We start from the raw sequence: 19,231 nt of genomic DNA, 5'->3' as shown, positions 1-19,231 counted from the left end.
CTGCACCGGGGCCTCGGGCTCCCCTGGTGAATCCTCGACCACGCCCGGATCTGTGTTGCTTGCACCGCCAAGACCGGCCACTGAGCCCCCGCTGCCCGGTACCGCATCCGCGACCGAGCCTGCATCCGGGTCCGATCCATGCTACGAGCCACTGCTTTCATCTCCCCCTGATGATTCACTTGCCGTTGCGGATTCGCCGGACGCCGACGCATCGTAAGACGAGGAGCCGGCAAATTGGTCATACTCCGCCACACCATGCAGCGAGCCTGCGCTACCTGCGCCCTCTTCCGATAGAACATGCGAGCTCTCGGAGCCGCCCCCCGTCGAGGTACGGTCCGATGCTGGCAGGGAGGGCTCCGATGACCGTTCCGGCAGATGGACGCCGGAGCGGGATGCCGCGCGAGACGATACGGATGTCCGCCCGCCGGCAACCTTCCCGACCGGCGCTGAAGCAGGTCTGTGCGCGACTCGGTGCTTTGAGGTGGTCGGGGCAGGATAGCCGGCCAGCGACCGCGGTCTTTGCTTTCTGGCATACAGCGGCAGATCCTTTGCCGGCGATCCGGTTGTATGCCCGGCAGAGGGCTGAGACGCAGAGTCCTGCAAGCCTCTGACGAACGGTTGCGGAGCGCTTTCCCCACCCTCTGTCCTTGCATGCGTCGCGGTTGCCGATTGTGCACGCTGCGATAGGGAGCTCGGTGAAAGATCACCTCCACCTTGCACTGCTGGGGAGCCCTGCGTGCCGCCGGTTCCTTGTTCGTGATCGTCCGCCGGCTTGAAGCAGCAGAGGATCCGAACACAACTTGTCGCGATGCCCATGGTATGTACGTGAAGTTGAAACGGACACGTCAGTGGCGCGCGAAGCGTGGCGGTTCCTTCCGCTCTTGAGGAACGGAGCCGCGTCTGCGGACGAGTACCATTGTCGGGAGCGCTGCTCCCGGGCGGGGGTTATCAGGCCTTTTGCTGACTCTTCGCCACCTGCATCGCGCCCGCGATCAGGCCGCTGATATCGCTCATGTTGGCCGGGACGATCAGCGAATTATTGGTCTTGGCAAGCTGGGCGAAGGCGTTCACGTATTGCTCCGCCACCTTCAGGTTGACCGCGTCGGATCCACCCGGCTCGCGGATCGCCGCCGCCGTCTTGCGCAATGCTTCGGCGCTGGCCTCGGCAATAGCGACGATGGCCGCCGCCTGACCCTGGGCACGGTTGATCGACGCCTGCTTGTCGCCTTCCGATTTGGCGATGGCCGCCTCCCGCTCGCCGGTGGCGATATTGATCTGCTCCTGCTTGCGGCCCTCGGACGCGGCGATCAGCGCGCGTTTCTCGCGCTCGGCTGTGATCTGGGCCTGCATCGCATGCAGGATCTCGTTGGGCGGCGTCAGGTCCTTGATCTCATAGCGCAGCACCTTGACGCCCCAGTTGGCGGCCGACTCGTCGATCGCGCTGACGATCGCGCGGTTGATGTGCTCGCGCTCCTCGAAGGTCTTGTCCAGTTCCATGCGGCCGATCACCGAGCGCAGCGTGGTCTGCGCCAGCTGCGTGATGGCCGCGATGTAGTTCGAGGAGCCGTAGGAGGCGCGCATCGCATCGGTCACCTGGAAATACAGGATGCCGTCCACCTGCAGCTGGGTATTGTCCTTCGTGATGCAGACCTGGCTGGGGACGTCGAGCGGAATTTCCTTCAGCGAGTGCTTGTAGGCGATGCGGTCGATGAAGGGCAATACGATGTTCAGTCCCGGGCCGAGCGTCGCGTGGTATTTGCCGAGGCGTTCCACCACCCAGGCATGCTGTTGCGGCACCACGTGGATCGTCTTGTAGACGAACACCAGGGCGATGATGAAGACGATGATGCTCAGGTCGGTGAAACTGATGTCCATGCTCGGTCCTTTCTTGCCTCACTGTGCATTCGCGACGACCAGCCGGCTGCCGCGAACCTCTCTGATCACGAACTTGCCCGGTACAGGCTCCGACCCGGGCTCCAGTTCGATATCCCATGCCGCGCCGCGATAATCGGCGCGCGCGGTCTTGCCATCGCTGTTCCAGGCACCAACGGTCAGGGCCTGGCCGACGTCGAGATTGATGTCCGGATTGCGTGCGCTGGGCGCCGGCGCACCGCGGCCCGCGCGGCTGCGGTACAGGACAAAGGTGGCGATCACGCCGGTGACGCCGGCCAGCAGGAACTGGAGCGTGGGATCGAGGCCGGCAAGCGCGGCGGTTCCGCCGACGGCCAGGCCGATCGCAATCATCAGCAGGTAGAACGTGCCCGACAACATTTCGAACACGACCAGCGCGCCCGCCAGCGCGAACCAGATCATCCATCCGCTCATGCCGCCCCTCCTCGCCGCCCGTACGAAACGCCGGCCCGAAAATAAAACGCCCCCGCAACCGTGAGGTTGGCGGGGGCCCAAGTCAGTGGTACTGCTGTTTTTCTTGGTTGTTGTCCGGTAGAAAGCAGGACAGAGTCTAAAGCAAATCGACGCATGCTCAAACGCTTTTCCTTCTGCTTTTGCCTCATTACAACGGTGGCAACCAAAAAAAACGCGGGCCCGGGAGCCCGCGTTTTCGGCTGTCATGCCCCCCTCGGTGGCATCATGCCCCGGAGGCGAGCTTTTGCCAAGTATCAACCACCGTGTCGGGGTTCAGCGAGATCGAGGCGATGCCCTCCTTCATCAGCCATTCGGCGAAATCCGGATGGTCGGAAGGACCCTGGCCGCAGATGCCGATGTACTTGCCCTGCTTGCGGCAGGCTGCAATGGCCCTGGACAGCATGACCCGGACCGCGGGGTCGCGCTCGTCGAAGTCGGCTGCCAGCAATTCCATGCCGGAGTCGCGGTCCAGGCCCAGCGTGAGCTGCGTCAGGTCGTTCGAACCGATCGAGAAGCCGTCGAAATACTCGAGGAACTCCTCGGCCAGGATGGCGTTGGACGGCACTTCGCACATCATGATCAGGCGCAGGCCGTTTTCGCCGCGGCGCAGGCCGTTCTTGGCAAGCAGGTCGACGACCTTCTGCGCCTGGCCCAGGGTGCGAACGAACGGCACCATGATCTCGACGTTGGTGAGGCCCATGTCGTTACGCACCCGCTTCATCGCCTCGCACTCCATCTGGAAGGCTTCGGCGAAGTCTTCGGCCAGGTAGCGCGCGGCGCCGCGGAAGCCGAGCATCGGGTTTTCCTCGTCCGGCTCGTAGCGGGAGCCGCCGATCAGCTTCTTGTACTCGTTGGACTTGAAGTCCGACAGGCGCACGATGACCGGGCTCGGCCAGAAGGCGGCGGCAATCGTGGCGATGCCCTCGGCCAGCTTGTCGACGTAGAACGCGCGCGGCGAAGCGTGACCGCGCGCCACCGACTCGACCGCCTTCTTCAGGTCGGCGTCGATGCCCGGGTATTCCAGGATTGCCTTGGGATGCACGCCGATGTTGTTGTTGATGATGAACTCGAGGCGGGCCAGTCCGACGCCGCCGTTCGGGATCGACTGGAAGTCGAAGGCGAGCTGCGGATTACCGACGTTCATCATGATCTTCAGCGGCAGCGGCGGCAGTTCACCGCGCGAGACTTCGGTGACTTCGGTCTCGAGCAGGCCGTCGTAGATCTTGCCTTCGTCGCCCTCGGCGCAGGAGACGGTCACCAGGGTGCCGTCCTTGAGCATGTCCGTCGCATTGCCGCAGCCGACCACCGCCGGCACGCCGAGTTCGCGGGCGATGATCGCCGCGTGGCAGGTGCGTCCGCCGCGGTTGGTGACGATCGCCGATGCACGCTTCATCACCGGCTCCCAGTTGGGGTCGGTCATGTCGGCCACCAGCACGTCGCCCGGCTGCACGCGTTCCATCTCGGACGGGTCCTTGATCACGCGCACGGGACCGGCGCCGATCTTCTGGCCGATCGCGCGGCCGGAAGCGAGCACCGTGCCGCTGCTCTTGAGCTTGAAGCGCTGCTGGGCGTCGGTCGCCTTCTGCTGCGACTTCACGGTCTCCGGACGCGCCTGCAGGATGTACAGCTTGCCGTCGCGGCCGTCCTTGCCCCACTCGATGTCCATCGGGCGGCCGTAGTGCTTCTCGATGATGACCGCGTACTTGGCCAGCTCGACCACTTCCTGGTCGTTCAGCGAGTAGCGGTTGCGCAGTTCGATCGGCACGTCGACCGTCTTCACCGAGCGTCCGGCCTTGGCCTCGCCGGTGAACTCCATCTTGATCAGCTTGGAACCGATGTTGCGGCGGATGATGGGCAGCTTGCCCTGCTCCAGCATCGGCTTGTGCACGTAGAACTCGTCCGGGTTGACCGCGCCCTGCACCACGGTCTCGCCGAGGCCGTAGCTGGAAGTGATGAACACCACATCCTTGAAGCCGGATTCGGTATCGATGGTAAACATCACGCCGGCCGCGCCGACGTCGGAGCGGACCATGCGCTGCACGCCGGCGGACAGGGCGACTTCCGCATGGGTGAAGCCCTTGTGCACGCGGTAGGAAATCGCGCGGTCGTTGTAGAGCGATGCGAACACGTGCTTGATCGCTTCCAGCACGTTGTCGATGCCGACCACGTTGAGGAAGGTTTCCTGCTGGCCGGCGAAGGAGGCGTCGGGCAGGTCTTCCGCGGTGGCGGACGAACGCACGGCGAACGACACCTCGGCTTCCGAGCCGGCGACCAGCTGCTGGTAGAACTCGCGGATTTCCTGTTCGAGTCGCGGCTGGAACGGGGTGTCGATGATCCACTGGCGGATTTCGGCGCCGGCCTGCGCGAGCGCGCGCACGTCGTCGATGTTCAGCGTGGCCAGTCGATCAGCGATGCGGTCGGCCAGCGTCGCGCCGCCGCCGGCGCTGTGAGACAGGAAATCGCGGAAAGCCTGCGCCGTGGTCGCGAAACCGCCGGGCACGCGCACGCCGGCGCCCGCGAGCTGGCTGATCATCTCGCCGAGCGACGCGTTCTTGCCGCCGACGGACTCGACGTCCGTCATTCTGAGTTTTTCAAACGAAGCTACGTAAGTAGCCTCCCGGGTTGCCCCTGCCGGTGCTGCGTTGGACATAACTACCTCTATTTTGATGATGGGAAATCTGCATGGAGTCCTCTATGCCCAGGTCTTTTTGTTATTCTTCGGGAGCACAAGATCGTCGCGAATCGGGTCTCAAATTGGCGGTCATTTTACAGTGCGCAACGGCTTCATGCGTCACACTCTTTAGAACTTTTCATGATTTATATCGGGTCAAGATTATGCCAGACACCCAAGCAGCACCCTCCGCGCACCCTGTTCACGCTCCCGACCGCACGGTTTTTTTCGTATCCGACGGCACCGGCATCACCGCCGAGACCTTCGGCCACGCCGTCCTGACCCAGTTCGAATTGCGCTTCAAGGAGATCCGGCTGCCGTTCATCGACACCCTGGACAAGGCCCATCACGCGGTACAGGTGATCAATGAAGCTTTCGAGCGGGACGGCAAGCGCCCGATCGTGTTTTCGACCCTGGTCAAGGCCGATCTCTCGTCGGTGGTGCGGCACTCCAAGGGCATGCACATGGACCTGATCCAGACCTTCGTCGAGCCGCTGGAACAGGAGCTGGGCGTGCGCTCCACCCACACCGTGGGCCGCAGCCACAACATCGCCGACTCCGACGACTACAAGAACCGGATCGAGGCGATCAACTTCTCGCTCGCCCACGACGACGGCCAGTCCAACCAGAACCTCGAGTCGGCCGACGTGATCCTGGTCGGCGTCTCGCGCTCCGGCAAGACGCCGACCAGCCTGTACCTCGCCATGCAGTACGGGGTGAAGGCAGCCAACTACCCGCTGATTCCGGAAGACTTCGAGCGCGGCCGGCTGCCGGGGGCGCTGTCGCAGTACAAGAAAAAGCTGTTCGGCCTGACGATCCTGCCGGACCGCCTGTCCGAAGTCCGTAACGAGCGGCGCCCGGGCAGCAAGTATGCGTCGATCGAACAGTGCCGCTACGAGGTCAACGAGGCCGAGAAGATGATGCGCCGCGAGGGCATCCGCTGCATGTCCTCCACGGTGAAGTCCATTGAAGAAATTGCAACGATGGTGCTGCAGGAGATCAAGTCCGACAAGCGCGCCTGGTAGCTTGTTTTTTTGTTCTCGTCGTTCTGAATTTTCAACCCGCCCGACGGTCAACTCCCTTACATGAAACTTACACGCCGCCTATAACGTAAGTGAGTTTGTCGGGAGTTTGAGATGGATCTTGTGTTGCTGGAGCTGATCCTCTGGGTCGGACTGCTGTTCTTCTTCTGGGCGCTCAAGGAAGGTCTGGGACGGGTTGAAGCGGACATCGAGTCGCTCGGCGTGGCCAACGCGCGCCGGGCGTACATTGCCGGGAGCGCCGCCAGCGCGTGGCACCCGGAAAAAGTCGCCGAGCCCATCGGCACCTACCGCGACATGCCGATCTTCCGCTATGTGATGATTCAGGGTCGCAGCTATCAGTTCGACCGGGTCTGCCCGCCGGAATGCCGGGAAGACGTCGATCAGGAAGAGCGCTATGTCGCCCCCGGCCTGGTGTACCAGGAATGCCGGGTGCCGAGCGAGACCTTCGCGCAGTGAGCGTCAGGCCGTCTTCTGCCGCACCTGCTCGAAGAAGCAGACGGCCGCGCAGGCGGCGACATTGAGCGATTCGACCGCCCCCAGGTGCGGGACGGCGAGCCGGTGCGTGGCCCGCGCCAGCAACTCCGGCGACACGCCCTGCCCTTCGTTGCCGAACAGCCAGGCGACCGGCCCGCGCAGGTCGATGTCGTAGATCCGGTGGTCGGCATGCGAACTGGTGGCCGCAACCGGCACCGCCGCCGTCCGCAGGATAGCGTCGAGATCCACGTTCTCATGAATCTGCAGCAGGAAATGCGCGCCCATGCCGGCACGCAGCACCTTGGGCGACCAGGCGAACACGGTGTTTCTGCTGCAGTAGATCCGGGGGATGCCCGCCGCGGCGGCGCTGCGAAGGATGGAGCCGAGATTGCCCGGGTCCTGCAGGTTATCGAGCAGCACCGCCGGGCCGTCCAGCCGCGCGGGCATCGGCGCCGCGGGCACCTCGACCAGGAACATCAGGCCGACCCCGTGCTCGACCTGGCTCAGCGCGGCGTACAGGTTGTCCGGCAAAAGAATGCGCTGCACGCGGTGCGACTGGCACCGATCAAGGATGGACGCCACTTCGGGCAATGCCAGGGCGCTCTCGGAAGCGACGCAGATCTCCGGCTCGCCGGCCTGCTGCAGATACACCTCGCACAGGTGAACGCCGTCGAGCACCGCGCGGCCCGCCTTGCGGCGCGCCTGGGAGCTTCCGGCCAGCAGCTTGAGCTGCTTGTAGAGCGGATTGTCGCGGGATGTGATGGTTTTCATGCTGGTGTCCGCGAACCGCCCGCCTCGACCTCGCAGCCGCCGTCGAGCAGCGCGCGCACCGGCGCATAGGACTTGCGGTGCACGGGCGTGACGCCGTGCAGGCGCAGCCGCTCGAGATGAAGCGCGGTCGGATAGCCCTTGTGCTGGTCGAAACCGTACAGCGGATAGCGCAGGTGCAGCTCGCGCAGCGCGGCGTCGCGGGCGGTCTTGGCGAGGATGGAGGCAGCCGAGATCTCCGGTACCTTGTCGTCGCCCTGCACGATCGCCTCCGAGCGCACCTTCATCACCGGGCAGCGGTTGCCATCGATGAGCGCCAGCGTCGGTGCCACCTGCAGTCCCTCGACCGCGCGCCGCATCGCCAGCATCGACGCATGCAGGATGTTCAGTTCGTCGATCTCGGCTTCGCTGCAGCTGGCGATCGCCCATGCCAGCGCGCTGCGCTTGATCTCGTCGGCCAGCTGGTCCCGCCGGGCCTCGCTGAGTTTCTTGGAATCCCGCAGCCCGCTGATCGGGCGCGCGGGGTCGAGTATCACGGCGGCGGCAAAGACGGCGCCGGCCAGCGGCCCGCGCCCGGCCTCGTCGACGCCGCAGATGACTTCGCCCGCATGGCCGAACAGCGGCAGGCTGGGTGCCTGTTTCTTCATGCGCCGCGCTCCAGGCCGATCAGGCGCAGCACGGCCTGCGCGCTCTCCCGGGCGGAATCGCGCAACAGGCTGTGATGCATCTCGACGAAGCGCTGCTGCAGGCGCGCGCGCCGCGCCGTGTCGTTGAGCTGCACCGACAGCGCGTCCGCCAGCGCCATGGGCGTGGCCGCGTCCTGCAGCAACTCGGGCACGAGGAATTCGCGCGCCAGGATATTGGGCAGTCCGACCCAGGGCTGATAGCCCATGTGCCGCATGATTTCCCACGAGGCCCGCATCATCTTGTAGCCGATGACCATCGGTTTCTTGAACAGCGCCACTTCCAGGGTCGCGGTGCCCGAGGCCACCAGCACCGCGTCGGCGGCCGCGATCGCCGTATGCGAACGCCCGTCGAGCACCTGCAGCGGAAATTCCGCCAGGCCGGCGTCGCGCAGCAGGGTGGTGAAATACTCGCGCTGCCTGGCGCCCGCCATGGGGACGACGAAGCGGACATCGCGCTCACGCCGGGCAAGCTCCACCGCCGCACCGACGAAGGACGCGCTGTTGTACTTGAGCTCCGACATGCGGCTGCCCGGCAGGATGGCAACCACCCTGCCCTCGGCCGGCAGACCGATATCGCGCCGGGCCGCCGCGACGTCGGGCGCCATCGGAATCACTTCCGCCAGCGGATAGCCGACATAGGTCACCGGGATGCCGGCGCGCCGGTAGATCTCTTCCTCGAACGGAAACACCACCAGCATGTGCGACACGGCGCGCGCGATCTTCTTGATGCGGCCGCCGCGCCAGGCCCAGATCGACGGGCTGATGAAATGCATGGTCGGGATGCCGGCCTGCTTGAGCGGTGCTTCCAGGCCGAAATTGAAATCCGGCGCATCGACGCCGATGAAGGCGGCCGGTCTTTCCTGCAACAGGCGGTCGCGCAGCGCAGTCTGTATGCCCTTGATCTCGCGGTAGTGGCGCAGCACTTCGAACAGCCCGCGCACCGACAGCTTTTCCATCGGCCAGTCGCTGCGAAAGCCATACTCCGCCATGCGTGGGCCGCCGATGCCATGGATGACCGCATCCGGCAGATGCGGCCTGAGGCCGGACAGGAGGCGGCTGGCGAGCAGATCGCCGGAGCTTTCGCCGGCCACCATGGCCAGGCGGATGTCAGCGGGCGATGCCACGGGTGCTGCTGTCGAGGAAATCACGCATCGCGCGCAGCGCCTCGGCTGCTTCCGGCGTTTCGGATTCGAGGCGTGCGAGTTCCTGCTTCGCCTGCTCCAGCGGCAGGCCTGACTTGTAGATCAGCTTGTACGCGTTGCGCAGTGCATTGATCTGCTCCCGCGTATAGCCGCGCCGCTTCAGGCCCTCGATGTTGATGCCGTGCGGGGCGGAGGGATTGCCCGAGATCAGGACATACGGCGGCACGTCCTGGGTGATGCTGGTGGTCATGCCGACGAAGGCATGCGCGCCGATCTTGCAGAACTGGTGGACGGCGGAAAAGCCGCTCATGATCACCCAGTCGCCCACGTGCACATGCCCGGCCAGGCTGGCATTGTTGGAGAAGATGGTGTTGTTGCCGACCACGCAGTCGTGCGCGATGTGCACGTAGGCGAGCAGCCAGTTGTCGCTGCCGATGCGGGTCACGCCGGCGTCGTTGGCGGTGCCGCAATTGAAGGTGCAGAACTCGCGCACCAGGTTGCGGTCGCCGATTTCGAGCCGCGTCGGTTCGCCACGATGTTTCTTGTCCTGGGGCGCGCCGCCGATGGAGCTGAACTGGAAGAACTGGTTGTCGCGGCCTATGGTGGTGTGCCCATCGATCACCACATGCGGCCCCACGCGCGTACCCGCGCCTATCCGGACATCCGGACCGACGACGGAATAGGCACCGATCTCGACCGTATCATCGAGTTCCGCCCTGGGATCGACGACTGCGGTGGGATGGATAACTGTCATTACTGCCCCGCTGGCTGGCTGGCGTCACTCGCGCTGCGCATCGTGCACATCAGCTCCGCCTCGACCGCCACCTGACCGTCGACCGTGGCCTGCGCCTTGTATTTCCAGATGCCGCGCGCGGTGCGCAGGATTTCGACTTGCATCTTGAGCTGGTCACCCGGCTCGACCGGGCGCTTGAAACGCGCGCCGTCGATGCCGACGAAGTAGACCACGCTGTTTTCGTCGGGTTTCTGGCCCATCGTCAGGAAGGACAGCAGCGCGGCAGTCTGCGCCATCGCCTCGATCATCAGGACGCCGGGCATCACCGGCTTGTGCGGGAAATGGCCGTTGAAGAACTCTTCGTTGACCGTCACGTTCTTGATGGCGGTGATCGACTTGCCCGCCTCCCAGTCGAGCACGCGATCGACGAGCAGCAGCGGATAGCGATGCGGCAGATATTCCTTGATCTGATTGATGTCGAGACTTTTCATTGCTTTTTTTCTGTAAGCGATTTGATGGTTTTTTCCAGCTCGCGGATTTTCTCGCGCATGGATGACAGATTGCGCACGATGACCGCCGACTTTTCCCAGTCGGCATTTTTCGCGAGCGGATAGAAGCCGGTGTAATGCCCGGGCTCCGAGATGGAGCGGGACACCATGCTGCCGGACGAGATATGGACGTTGTCCACGATGGTCAGATGTCCGAGCACCATGGCGGCGCCGCCGAAAGTGCAGTACTTGCCGATCTTCGCGCTGCCGGCAACGCCCACGCAGCCGGCCATCGCGGTATGGTCGCCGATCACGCAGTTGTGGCCGATCTGGATCTGGTTGTCGAGCTTCACCCCGTTGCCGATCTCGGTGTCGGCCAGCGCGCCACGGTCGATGGTGGTGTTGGCACCGATTTCGACGTCGTCGCCGATGACGACGCGGCCGGTCTGCGGGATCTTGATGTACACACCGTTCTCCCGCGCAAAACCGAAACCGTCGGCGCCGATGACGGCGCCGGAATGCACGATGCCGCGCGCGCCGATCACGCAGCCGGCATAGAAGGTGACGTTGGGGTACAGGCGGCTGTCGTCGCCGATGCGTGCGTCGCGGCCGACGAAGCTTCCCGCCCCGATGACCGCGCGCTCGCCGACCACTGCCCCTGCCTCGATGGTGACATGCGGACCGATGACCGCGCTGGCGGCGACCGCGGCGTGCGGATGGACGCTGGCGCTCGGGTCGATGCCGGGCACCGCAGGTTCGGCGTGGAGCGCGACGAAATACTGGGCGGCACGCGCGAACCACGCATAGGGATTGCTGCAGACGACCCTCGCACCGGAATAGTCGGCGCCGATCGCGGCATCGTCCGCCGGCGACAGCACCAGCGCCGCGGCGCCGGTCGACGCCGCCTGCGCACGGAATTTCGGATTGGAGAGGAAGGTGATGTGCGACGCGTCGGCTGAATCGAGCGGCGCGATGCCCTCGATCCTGATTTCCGCGTCGCCGATGAGTTGGCCTCCCAAGCGTTCGACCAAGTCACCCAGTCGATTGCTCATACTGGCCTCTGGATGCGATTTATTTGTTGAGCGCCTTCAGCACCTTGTCGGTGATGTCGATGCGCGGGCTGAAGTAGACCGCTTCCTGGAAAACGATGTCGTACTTCTCGGCTTCGGCGATCTGCCTGATGACCTTGTTGGCGCGGTCGAGGATCAGGGACAGCTCTTCGTTCTTGCGCTGATTCAGGTCTTCGCGGAATTCACGCTGCTTGCGCTGGAATTCCTTGTCGAGGTCGGCGAGTTCGCGCTGACGCTTCAGGCGCTCGGATTCGGCGATGATCGCCGTATCCTTGTCGAGCCGGTCGGACATGGACTTCAGACGGGCGGCGAGTTCCTGCAGCTCTTTCTCGCGGCGCGAGAATTCCTGCTCGATTTTTGCCGTGGCCTGCTTGGCGGGCAGCGCCTCGCGGAAGATCCGCTCGGTGTTGACGAAGCCGACCTTCGCCGCGTCCTGTGCATGCAGTCCCGCCATCGGCACCAGCAGGGCCGCGGCCAGAGCCATGTGCCCGAGGATCTTCGATGTGATGTTGAAAGACTTCAAGGCCGTTCTCCGCGAAAATCAAATTACTATTATGCCATCCTGCCGTGTCCGACTAAAAGCCGGTACCCAGCTGGAACTGGAAGCTCTGCTTCTTGTCGCCGTCCTTGGCATTGAGCGGCACGCCGAAGCTGAGCTTGAGCGGACCGACCGGGGATACCCAGCTGATGCCCGCGCCGGCGGAGTACCGCAGCTCGCCGAGATCCACTTTCGAACCCTCTTCGAACACGTTGCCGGCATCGACGAAGGTGAACCAGCGCAGCGTACGGTCATTGCCGGAACCCGGGAACGGGAACTGAAGCTCGGCATTGGCGATGATACGGGATGCGCCGCCCAGGGGGTCGCCGTTACGGGCAGACTTGGGGCCGAGCGAAGAACCCTCGTAGCCGCGCACCGAGCCGATGCCGCCCGCATACCACCGCTTGAAGACCGGATACGGCTTGCCGCCGAGGCCGCGACCGTAACCGATCTCGCCGTTGAGCGCCAGGGTGACCGCATCGCCGAACAGCGGCTTGAACCACTGGTGCTGATAGCTGGCCCGGTAATATTTCAGCGTGCCGGCGGGAGCGATATCGAAATTCGCCCTGCGGTACTGACCCTTGCTCGGCACGAGCGCGCTGTCGCGGCTGTCGCGCTGCCACGCAACCGTCAGCGGGAAGCTGGTGGTGGACGCGGTCTGGCCGTCGCCGAAGGCACGCGCGAATTCCTGGTAAATCTCGGGGCTCTCGTTGTGGTCGGGGTCTCCCGCGAGATAGGTTTCCACTTCCGTGCGCTCGGCGCCCACGCCGAAGAACACCGTGTCTTCCTCCGAGAACGGCACGCCGAACTTGACGTTGGCGCCGGTCGTGCGAATGCGGTAGTCGCCGGTGTTCACCTCGGGCGGACGGGTCGTGCGCATGAAAATTTCGTAGCTGCGGCTGACACCCTCGTCGGTGAAGTAAGGCGTGGTGGTCGACAGCGCGATGGTGCGGTTCAGGCGGCTGGTATTGACGTCGATGCCGAGCGTGTTGCCGCTGCCGAAGGCGTTGGCCTGCTGGATCGAGCCGGTCAGCATCAGCTTTTCGCTGCTGGAGAAGCCCGCGCCGAGCAGGATGTTGCCGGTCGGCTTTTCCGCCACCGTCATGTTGATGTCGACCTGGTCCGTGGTGCCGGGCACTTCCGGCGTCTCGATGCCGACTTCCTTGAAGTAGCCGAGACGGTCCACGCGATCGCGCGACAGCCGGATCTTGTCGCCGTCATACCAGGAATTCTCGAACTGACGGAATTCGCGGCGCACCACCTCGTCGCGCGTCTTGGTATTGCCGAGCACATTGATGCGGCGCACATAGACGCGCTTGCCCGGATCGACGAGAACGGTGAAGGAGACTTCCTTCTTGTCGCGGTTGATCTCCGGGTTGGCGTTGACGTTGGCGAACGCATAGCCGAAGTTGCCCATGCGCTCGGAAATCTTCTTGACGCTGTCGGCCAGCTTTTCGCCGGAATACACGTCGCCCTTCTTCAGCGTGACCAGCGATTGCAGTTCCTGCTCGCGGCCGAGCATTTCGCCTTCAAGCTTGATGTCGCCGACCGTGAACTTGTCACCCTCGTTGATATTGATGGTGATGTAGATGTCCTTCTTGTCGGGCGTGATCGACACCTGGGTGGACTCGACCTGCATCTCGAGATAGCCGCGGTTGAGGTAGTACGAACGCAGGCTTTCGATATCGCCGGTGAGCTTCTGCTTCGAGTACTGGTCGGCCTTGGTGTACCAGGTGAACCAGCCGGGGGTGCGCAGGTTCAGCAGGCCGAGCAACTCCTTCTCCGAGAAGGCCTTGTTGCCGATGATGTTGATCTGGCGGATGCGGGAGACTTCGCCCTCGTCCACCGCGAAGCTGATGTTGACGCGATTGCGCTCGATCGGCGTGACGGTGGTGGTGATCTGCACGCCGTACAGGCCGCGCGACAGGTATTGCCGCTTCAGTTCCTGCTCGGCCCGGTCCAGCAGCGCGCGGTCGTAGATCCGCCCTTCGCCGAGGCCGATGTCCTTGAGCGCCTTGGTCAGCGCATCCTTCTCGAATTCCTTGGTGCCGGAGAATTCGACCGCGGCGATCGCGGGCCGCTCCTCGACCATCACCACCAGCACGTCGCCTTCGACCTCGAGGCGTACATCCTTGAAGAAGCCGGTCGCATACAGCGCCTTGATCGCGGCCGCGCCCTTTTCATCGGTATAGGTCTCGCCTACCCGCACCGGCAGATAGCTGAACACCGTACCTGCTTCGGTACGCTGAATACCTTCGACGCGGATGTCCTTGACGGTGAACGGATCGACTGCCAGCGCTTGCCCGGTGCACAGGGCGAAGGCGGCGATAGCGATGAGGCGACGGGGGAAGAAAGGATGCTGGCTGCGCTCGAGTGTGAATTTCATCGGTTGTTTTATTGTCAATGCCCCTGCCGCGGCGTGCCGCGGCAAAAACTCAGGACATGAGCCGCATGATGTCATTGAAGACTGCGACGGCCATCAATGTCATCAAAATGCCCACTCCTGCTCGCTGGGCCATTTCTCCGATGCGCTCTGGCAAGGCGCGGCCGGTCAAAAGTTCCAGCGAATAATACAGTAAAAGCCCCCCGTCCAATACCGGAATGGGAAGCAGGTTCATTACGCCCAGGCTGATGCTGATGAAGGCGATGAAGGTCAGATAGCTGATCCATCCCACCCGCGCAGTCTGTCCCGCGTAGTCGGCGATGGTGATAGGACCGGTGACATTCTTCCAAGAAACTTCGCCGGCCAGCATTTTACCAAGCATTTTCAGCGTCAGGACGCTGGTGTCCCAGGTCTTGCGAACCGCCTTGACGGTGGCCTCGCCGATGGAATCGCGCGCCACCACCATTTCCGGCGCCAGTGCGACCTCGGCGCGGATGCGTCCGATGGTCTGCCCCTTGGCGGCTACGCTCTCGGGCGTGACGCTGACGTCGATCGGCTGATCGCCGCGCATGCCTTCGATACGCAGGCTGCGGCCGGGCGCGCTGCGGATGCGCTCGACGAAGGCGAGCCCGTCCATGACCGGCTCGCCGGCGATCCTGAGAATGCGGTCGCCTTCGCGCAGACCCGCCTGCGCGGCGGGACCGTCCTCCGCCAGCCGACCCAGGACCGCGGGCGGACGCGCGAGGTCGAGCCCCAGCTTGCCGAGGAAGTCGCCTTCGAGATCCTCCGGCGCGAGCGAGCCGAAGCCGAGCGTGACGACATCCGTCCGTTCGCCGCCGTTTTCCCGGCGCACCACGTCGAGTTGGGCGGGGGCCTTGTCGAGTGCGGCCTGCATGATCTTCCAGCGCAGTTCGGTCCAGCCGTCCACCGCCTCGCCGTTGACTGCGGTGATGCGCTCGCCGCCGCGCAGGCCTGCCGCATGCGCGGGTGTGGCCTCGGGCACGGCACGCAGCAGCGCGGCCGGCTCGGGCATGCCGTGGGTGTAGAGCCCGGCGAAAACGACGATGGCGAGGATGAAATTGGCGAGCGGACCGGCGGCCACGATGGCCATGCGCTTGCCGACCGGCTGGCGCGTGAACTCGCGCTTCAGATCGGATTCCGGCAGCTTGCTGATGTCCTGCTCGCGGGCGTCGAGCATTTTCACGTAGCCGCCGAACGGCAGCATGGAGATCGCCCACTCGGTCTGGTCGGGACCGAAGCGGCGCGACCAGATGATCTTGCCCATGCCCACCGAGAATCGAAGCACCTTGACGCCGCACCATCGCGCCACCCAGTAATGCCCGAGTTCATGCACTACCACGAGGATGGCCAGCGCGACGAGGAATGCGAGTACGGTATGCAGCAGGGTCATGGCGTCACCGTTGTTCAGCAGGCGTTCAGGAAATCAGGGATAGTGCGGTCTCCCTGGCACGGCGGTCCTCTTCAAGCAGGGATCCGAGATCGGTCAGCGGGGCGGCGGGCAGGCGCTCGAGCACATCTGCGATCAGGCGGTCGATCATCCGGAATCCTATCCGGCGATCGAGGAAGGCCTGTACCGCGACCTCGTTGGCAGCGTTGAGTATAGCCGGGGCGCTACCGCCGGCCAACAATGCCGAGTAGGCAAGTTGTAAGCAAGGGAAACGCTGGAAATCCGGCTTCAGGAAATTGAGCTGGCCGACCTGCGCCAGGTCGACAGGACTGACGCCGGAGTCGATGCGGTCGGGATAGGCGAGCGCGTGCGCGATCGGAGTGCGCATGTCGGGATTGCCGAGCTGGGCCAGTACCGAGCCGTCCCGGTAGGACACCATCGAGTGGATGACGCTCTGCGGGTGAATCACCACCTCGATCTGCTCGGCGGAGGCGCCGAACAGCCAGTGCGCCTCGATCACTTCCAGGCCCTTGTTCATCATGGTGGCCGAGTCGACCGATATCTTGCGGCCCATGACCCAGTTGGGGTGCGCGACCGCCTCTTCCGGGGTCACCGCCTCGAGCGTGGCGACATCGCGCCTGAGGAAGGGGCCGCCGGAGGCGGTAAGCAGAATGCGCGATACGCCGTGGTTTTCCGGTACCCGGCTGTATGCCTGCGGCAGGCTCTGGAAAATCGCGTTGTGCTCGCTGTCGATCGGCAGCAGCGTGGCACCGCTGTCGCGCACCGCATCCATGAAGATCGGGCCGGACATCACCAGCGCTTCCTTGTTGGCGAGCAGGACCTTCTTGCCGGCGCGCGCCGCCGCCAGCGTGGGCGCAAGCCCGGCCGCGCCGACGATCGCCGCCATCACCACGTCGCATTCGGGCGCCGAGGCGACCTCGCACAACGCGGCTTCGCCCCACGCCACCTGGGTCGGCAGATCGCGCTCGCGCAGCAGCGCGGCCAATGCGGTTGCGGCTTCGGGGCTGCCTACCACGGCCACCTGCGGCCGGAAGCGCTCGCACTGGGCGGCGAGTTCGGCGACTTTGGCATGCGCGGTCAGCGCATGAACCCGGTAGCGGTCGGGATGACGGCCTACGACGTCGAGCGTGGAAACGCCGATCGAGCCGGTAGCGCCGAGGATGGTGATGCTTTGCATACTGCTATACCTGGAAGCGGGAAGTGAACAGCACGGCCAGCGGCAGCGTCGGAATCAGCGCGTCGATGCGATCGAGCACGCCGCCATGGCCCGGCAGCAGGCTGCTGCTGTCCTTCATGCCGGCACGGCGCTTGAGCATGGATTCGAACAGATCGCCGACGATGCTGGCGGCGACCATCAGCGTCATCACGCCCGCGAACGCCGCCCAGCCCCAGCTGGCGACGAGTTGCGTGGCGAAGGTCTGCTGCAGCGCGGGAATGAACACCGACGCGCCGGCAATCAGAAGAACCGCGAGCCAGCCGCCGAACGCGCCTTCCCAGGATTTTCCGGGCGAGATGGACGGCGCCAGCTTGCGCCTGCCGAAGGCCTTGCCGGAGAAATATGCACCAATGTCCGCCACCCAGATCACCGCCATCACCGACAGCAGGTAAAGCGGCGACAGCTGGAACAGGGCGACCATGGCGACGAAACAGCCGAGAATGGCGATGCCGTAAATCCCGTTGAGCAGGCGGCTGCCGAGTCCGCCCAGCGGCGGCAGGCCGACTTTCAGCGCCGGCGCGAGCCGCACGGCCCAGATAGCGACACACAGCATGAACAGCAGCCGGGCGCCGGCTGCATCACCGCGGAATACGATGAACAGGAAGGCCGCCGTCCAGACCACGGCGCCGAGCAGCGGCCGCTTGTTGTGGAAAAGACGGAAGCATTCCCAGGATGCGGCGGCAAAAAACGCGGCGGCGACAGCGGCGATCAGTGTGAAGGAGTTCGAATAGAGCACCGCCAGCAGGACGACCAGCATGACGACCGCTGTCAGCACGCGCGTTTTGAGCATCAGGACGCTTTCTTCTGTTCGATCAACTGCTCGCTGGTGCGACCGAAACGGCGCTCGCGCTGCCGGTAGGAGGCGATGGCGAGATCGAGTGCCTGGGCATCGAAATCCGGCCAGTAGGTTTCGGTGAAATAGAACTCGGTGTAGGCGAGTTGCCAGAGCAGGAAGTTGGACACCCGCTCTTCCCCGCCGGTGCGGATGAACAGGTCGGGCTCCGGCGCGTAGGCCATCGACAGGTTGCCGGCCAGTTCGTCCTCGCTGAAATCGGACTTGCCAGGATTGGCGACGATCATCTTCTGCACCGCCTGCATGATGTCCCATCGGCCGCCGTAATTCGCGCAGATGGTCAGCGTCAGGCGCCGGTTGCCCGCGGTACGGCGCTCGGCGCTGGCGATCATCGCCTGCAGCTTGGGGTCGAAACGGCTCAGATCGCCGACCACCTTCAGCCGGATGTCATTGGCGTGCATCTTGGCGACTTCGCGCTCGAGCGCGGTCACGAACAGGCGCATCAGCAGCGACACTTCATCGGCGGGACGGCGCCAGTTTTCGGAGCTGAAGGCGAACAGGGTGAGGTATTCGACACCGCGGTCGACGCAGGCCTCGACCATGCCCCGCACCGCCTCCACGCCCTTGGCATGGCCGGCGAAGCGCGGCATGAAACGCTTGGTTGCCCAGCGGCCGTTGCCATCCATGATGATGGCGATATGACGGGGCACGGAGGAAACCGCCGGCACAGTCTGGGTTGAGCTCGAGTGATCCATGTCGGGCCTGCTTTCAATGGGGTTGAACCGGGGTTCCGGCGCATTCGCATGCGCATGCCGGACGGCTGGCCTGGCCGGCGGGAGCCGGCCGCGGCTGGCGCCGTCTCAGACGGTCATCAGTTCTTTTTCTTTCTCGGCGATCAGTTTGTCGACTTCCGCCACGAACTTGTCCGTCAGCTTCTGCACGTCGTCCTGGGCGCGGCGCTCATCGTCTTCCGAGCACTCCTTGTCCTTCAACATCTTCTTCAGCGCTTCGTTGGAATCGCGGCGGATGTTGCGGATGGCGACCTTCGCGTCTTCACCCTCGCCCTTGACCAGCTTGACGAATTCCTTGCGGCGCTCCTCGGTCAGCGGCGGCGTCGGCACGCGGATCAGGTCGCCCTGGGTGGCGGGGTTGAGGCCGAGATCGGACTCGCGAATGGCCTTCTCGATGGCCGACAGCATCTTCTTTTCCCACGGCTGCACGCCGATGGTCCGGGCGTCGAGCAGGGTCACGTTGGCGACCTGGCTGATCTGGGTCGGCGTTCCGTAGTAATCGACCATCACATGGTCGAGGATGCCGGTGTGGGCGCGGCCGGTACGGACCTTGGCCAGGTTGGCCTTCAGGGTCTCGATCGACTTGGCCATCTTCTGGTCGGCGTTCTTCTTGACGTCAGCGACTGACATACTGCACTCCTC

18 protein-coding genes are annotated in these 19,231 nt (G+C 64.4%); 2 read left to right on the top strand and 16 right to left on the bottom strand.

The features are described 5' to 3' along the window. Nucleotides 1-948: 948 nt before the first annotated feature. The 3 genes from NCCP691_RS06170 to ppsA all read right to left on the bottom strand — a co-directional run bounded on the left by NCCP691_RS06170 (nt 949) and on the right by ppsA (nt 5,014). Nucleotides 949-1,875 carry an SPFH domain-containing protein gene (locus tag NCCP691_RS06170; protein ID WP_220807373.1) on the bottom strand — a complete coding sequence of 309 codons (927 nt, stop codon included), beginning with the start codon at nt 1,873-1,875 and terminating at the stop codon, nt 949-951. Nucleotides 1,876-1,893: 18 nt separating this feature from the next. After that, the gene (locus NCCP691_RS06165; protein WP_220807372.1) at nt 1,894-2,325 is read right to left on the bottom strand and encodes an NfeD family protein; all 432 of its coding nucleotides are present in this window, start codon (nt 2,323-2,325) and stop codon (nt 1,894-1,896) included. Nucleotides 2,326-2,587: 262 nt separating this feature from the next. Next, nucleotides 2,588-5,014, bottom strand: coding sequence for a phosphoenolpyruvate synthase (ppsA, locus tag NCCP691_RS06160; RefSeq protein ID WP_220807371.1), 2,427 nt, complete (start codon nt 5,012-5,014; stop codon nt 2,588-2,590). Nucleotides 5,015-5,199: 185 nt separating this feature from the next. Between ppsA and ppsR the strand changes: the two genes are divergently transcribed. Continuing rightward, nucleotides 5,200-6,060, top strand: a complete 861-nt coding sequence (gene ppsR, locus NCCP691_RS06155) for a posphoenolpyruvate synthetase regulatory kinase/phosphorylase PpsR (protein ID WP_220807370.1) — start codon at nt 5,200-5,202, stop codon at nt 6,058-6,060. Between the two features lie 111 nt (nt 6,061-6,171). Further along, nucleotides 6,172-6,534 (top strand): hypothetical protein, encoded by a 363-nt coding sequence (locus NCCP691_RS06150; RefSeq protein ID WP_220807369.1) that lies wholly within the window; start codon nt 6,172-6,174, stop codon nt 6,532-6,534. 3 nt (nt 6,535-6,537) lie between these two features. Here NCCP691_RS06150 and NCCP691_RS06145 read toward each other — a convergent pair whose 3' ends face one another. The 13 genes from NCCP691_RS06145 to frr all read right to left on the bottom strand — a co-directional run bounded on the left by NCCP691_RS06145 (nt 6,538) and on the right by frr (nt 19,219). Then, nucleotides 6,538-7,323 (bottom strand): TrmH family RNA methyltransferase, encoded by a 786-nt coding sequence (locus NCCP691_RS06145; RefSeq protein ID WP_220807368.1) that lies wholly within the window; start codon nt 7,321-7,323, stop codon nt 6,538-6,540. Then, the gene (rnhB, locus tag NCCP691_RS06140) at nt 7,320-7,967 is read right to left on the bottom strand and encodes a ribonuclease HII (protein ID WP_220807367.1); all 648 of its coding nucleotides are present in this window, start codon (nt 7,965-7,967) and stop codon (nt 7,320-7,322) included. Before rnhB ends, NCCP691_RS06145 begins: the two co-directional genes overlap by 4 nt. Further along, a complete protein-coding gene (gene lpxB / locus NCCP691_RS06135) occupies nt 7,964-9,100 on the bottom strand; it encodes a lipid-A-disaccharide synthase (RefSeq protein ID WP_220807425.1) in 1,137 nt (378 codons plus the stop codon). The genes rnhB and lpxB overlap by 4 nt, the downstream gene beginning before the upstream one ends. 13 nt (nt 9,101-9,113) lie before the next feature. Beyond that, entirely contained in the window at nt 9,114-9,902 is a 789-nt protein-coding gene (gene lpxA / locus NCCP691_RS06130) for an acyl-ACP--UDP-N-acetylglucosamine O-acyltransferase (protein ID WP_220807366.1), read from the bottom strand. Continuing rightward, on the bottom strand, nt 9,902-10,372 hold the full coding sequence (fabZ, locus tag NCCP691_RS06125) for a 3-hydroxyacyl-ACP dehydratase FabZ (protein WP_220807365.1): 471 nt from the start codon (nt 10,370-10,372) through the stop codon (nt 9,902-9,904). The genes lpxA and fabZ overlap by 1 nt, the downstream gene beginning before the upstream one ends. After that, nucleotides 10,369-11,421, bottom strand: coding sequence for a UDP-3-O-(3-hydroxymyristoyl)glucosamine N-acyltransferase (gene lpxD / locus NCCP691_RS06120; protein ID WP_220807364.1), 1,053 nt, complete (start codon nt 11,419-11,421; stop codon nt 10,369-10,371). Before lpxD ends, fabZ begins: the two co-directional genes overlap by 4 nt. 19 nt (nt 11,422-11,440) lie before the next feature. Further along, nucleotides 11,441-11,923 (bottom strand): OmpH/Skp family outer membrane protein, encoded by a 483-nt coding sequence (locus tag NCCP691_RS06115; RefSeq protein ID WP_220807424.1) that lies wholly within the window; start codon nt 11,921-11,923, stop codon nt 11,441-11,443. Between the two features lie 91 nt (nt 11,924-12,014). Further along, on the bottom strand, nt 12,015-14,363 hold the full coding sequence (bamA, locus tag NCCP691_RS06110; protein WP_220807363.1) for an outer membrane protein assembly factor BamA: 2,349 nt from the start codon (nt 14,361-14,363) through the stop codon (nt 12,015-12,017). 49 nt (nt 14,364-14,412) lie between these two features. After that, nucleotides 14,413-15,771: an RIP metalloprotease RseP gene (gene rseP, locus NCCP691_RS06105; RefSeq protein WP_220807362.1), complete on the bottom strand. Its 1,359-nt coding sequence runs from the start codon at nt 15,769-15,771 to the stop codon at nt 14,413-14,415. Between the two features lie 25 nt (nt 15,772-15,796). Continuing rightward, complete coding sequence (gene ispC / locus NCCP691_RS06100; protein ID WP_220807361.1) at nt 15,797-16,966, bottom strand: 1-deoxy-D-xylulose-5-phosphate reductoisomerase; 1,170 nt, start codon at nt 16,964-16,966, stop codon at nt 15,797-15,799. 4 nt (nt 16,967-16,970) lie between these two features. Beyond that, nucleotides 16,971-17,795 carry a phosphatidate cytidylyltransferase gene (locus NCCP691_RS06095; RefSeq protein WP_220807360.1) on the bottom strand — a complete coding sequence of 275 codons (825 nt, stop codon included), beginning with the start codon at nt 17,793-17,795 and terminating at the stop codon, nt 16,971-16,973. Beyond that, nucleotides 17,795-18,553 (bottom strand): polyprenyl diphosphate synthase, encoded by a 759-nt coding sequence (uppS, locus tag NCCP691_RS06090; protein ID WP_220807359.1) that lies wholly within the window; start codon nt 18,551-18,553, stop codon nt 17,795-17,797. The genes NCCP691_RS06095 and uppS overlap by 1 nt, the downstream gene beginning before the upstream one ends. Before the next feature lie 105 nt (nt 18,554-18,658). Then, entirely contained in the window at nt 18,659-19,219 is a 561-nt protein-coding gene (gene frr, locus NCCP691_RS06085) for a ribosome recycling factor (protein WP_220807358.1), read from the bottom strand. Nucleotides 19,220-19,231: the final 12 nt, after the last annotated feature.

Origin of the sequence: Noviherbaspirillum aridicola, assembly GCF_019656455.1 — a bacterium.
In the GTDB taxonomy this organism is placed as follows: domain Bacteria; phylum Pseudomonadota; class Gammaproteobacteria; order Burkholderiales; family Burkholderiaceae_D; genus Noviherbaspirillum; species Noviherbaspirillum aridicola.
Note: the sequence above shows the minus strand (reverse complement) of the source record. Positions and strands in the feature narration are given on the sequence as shown.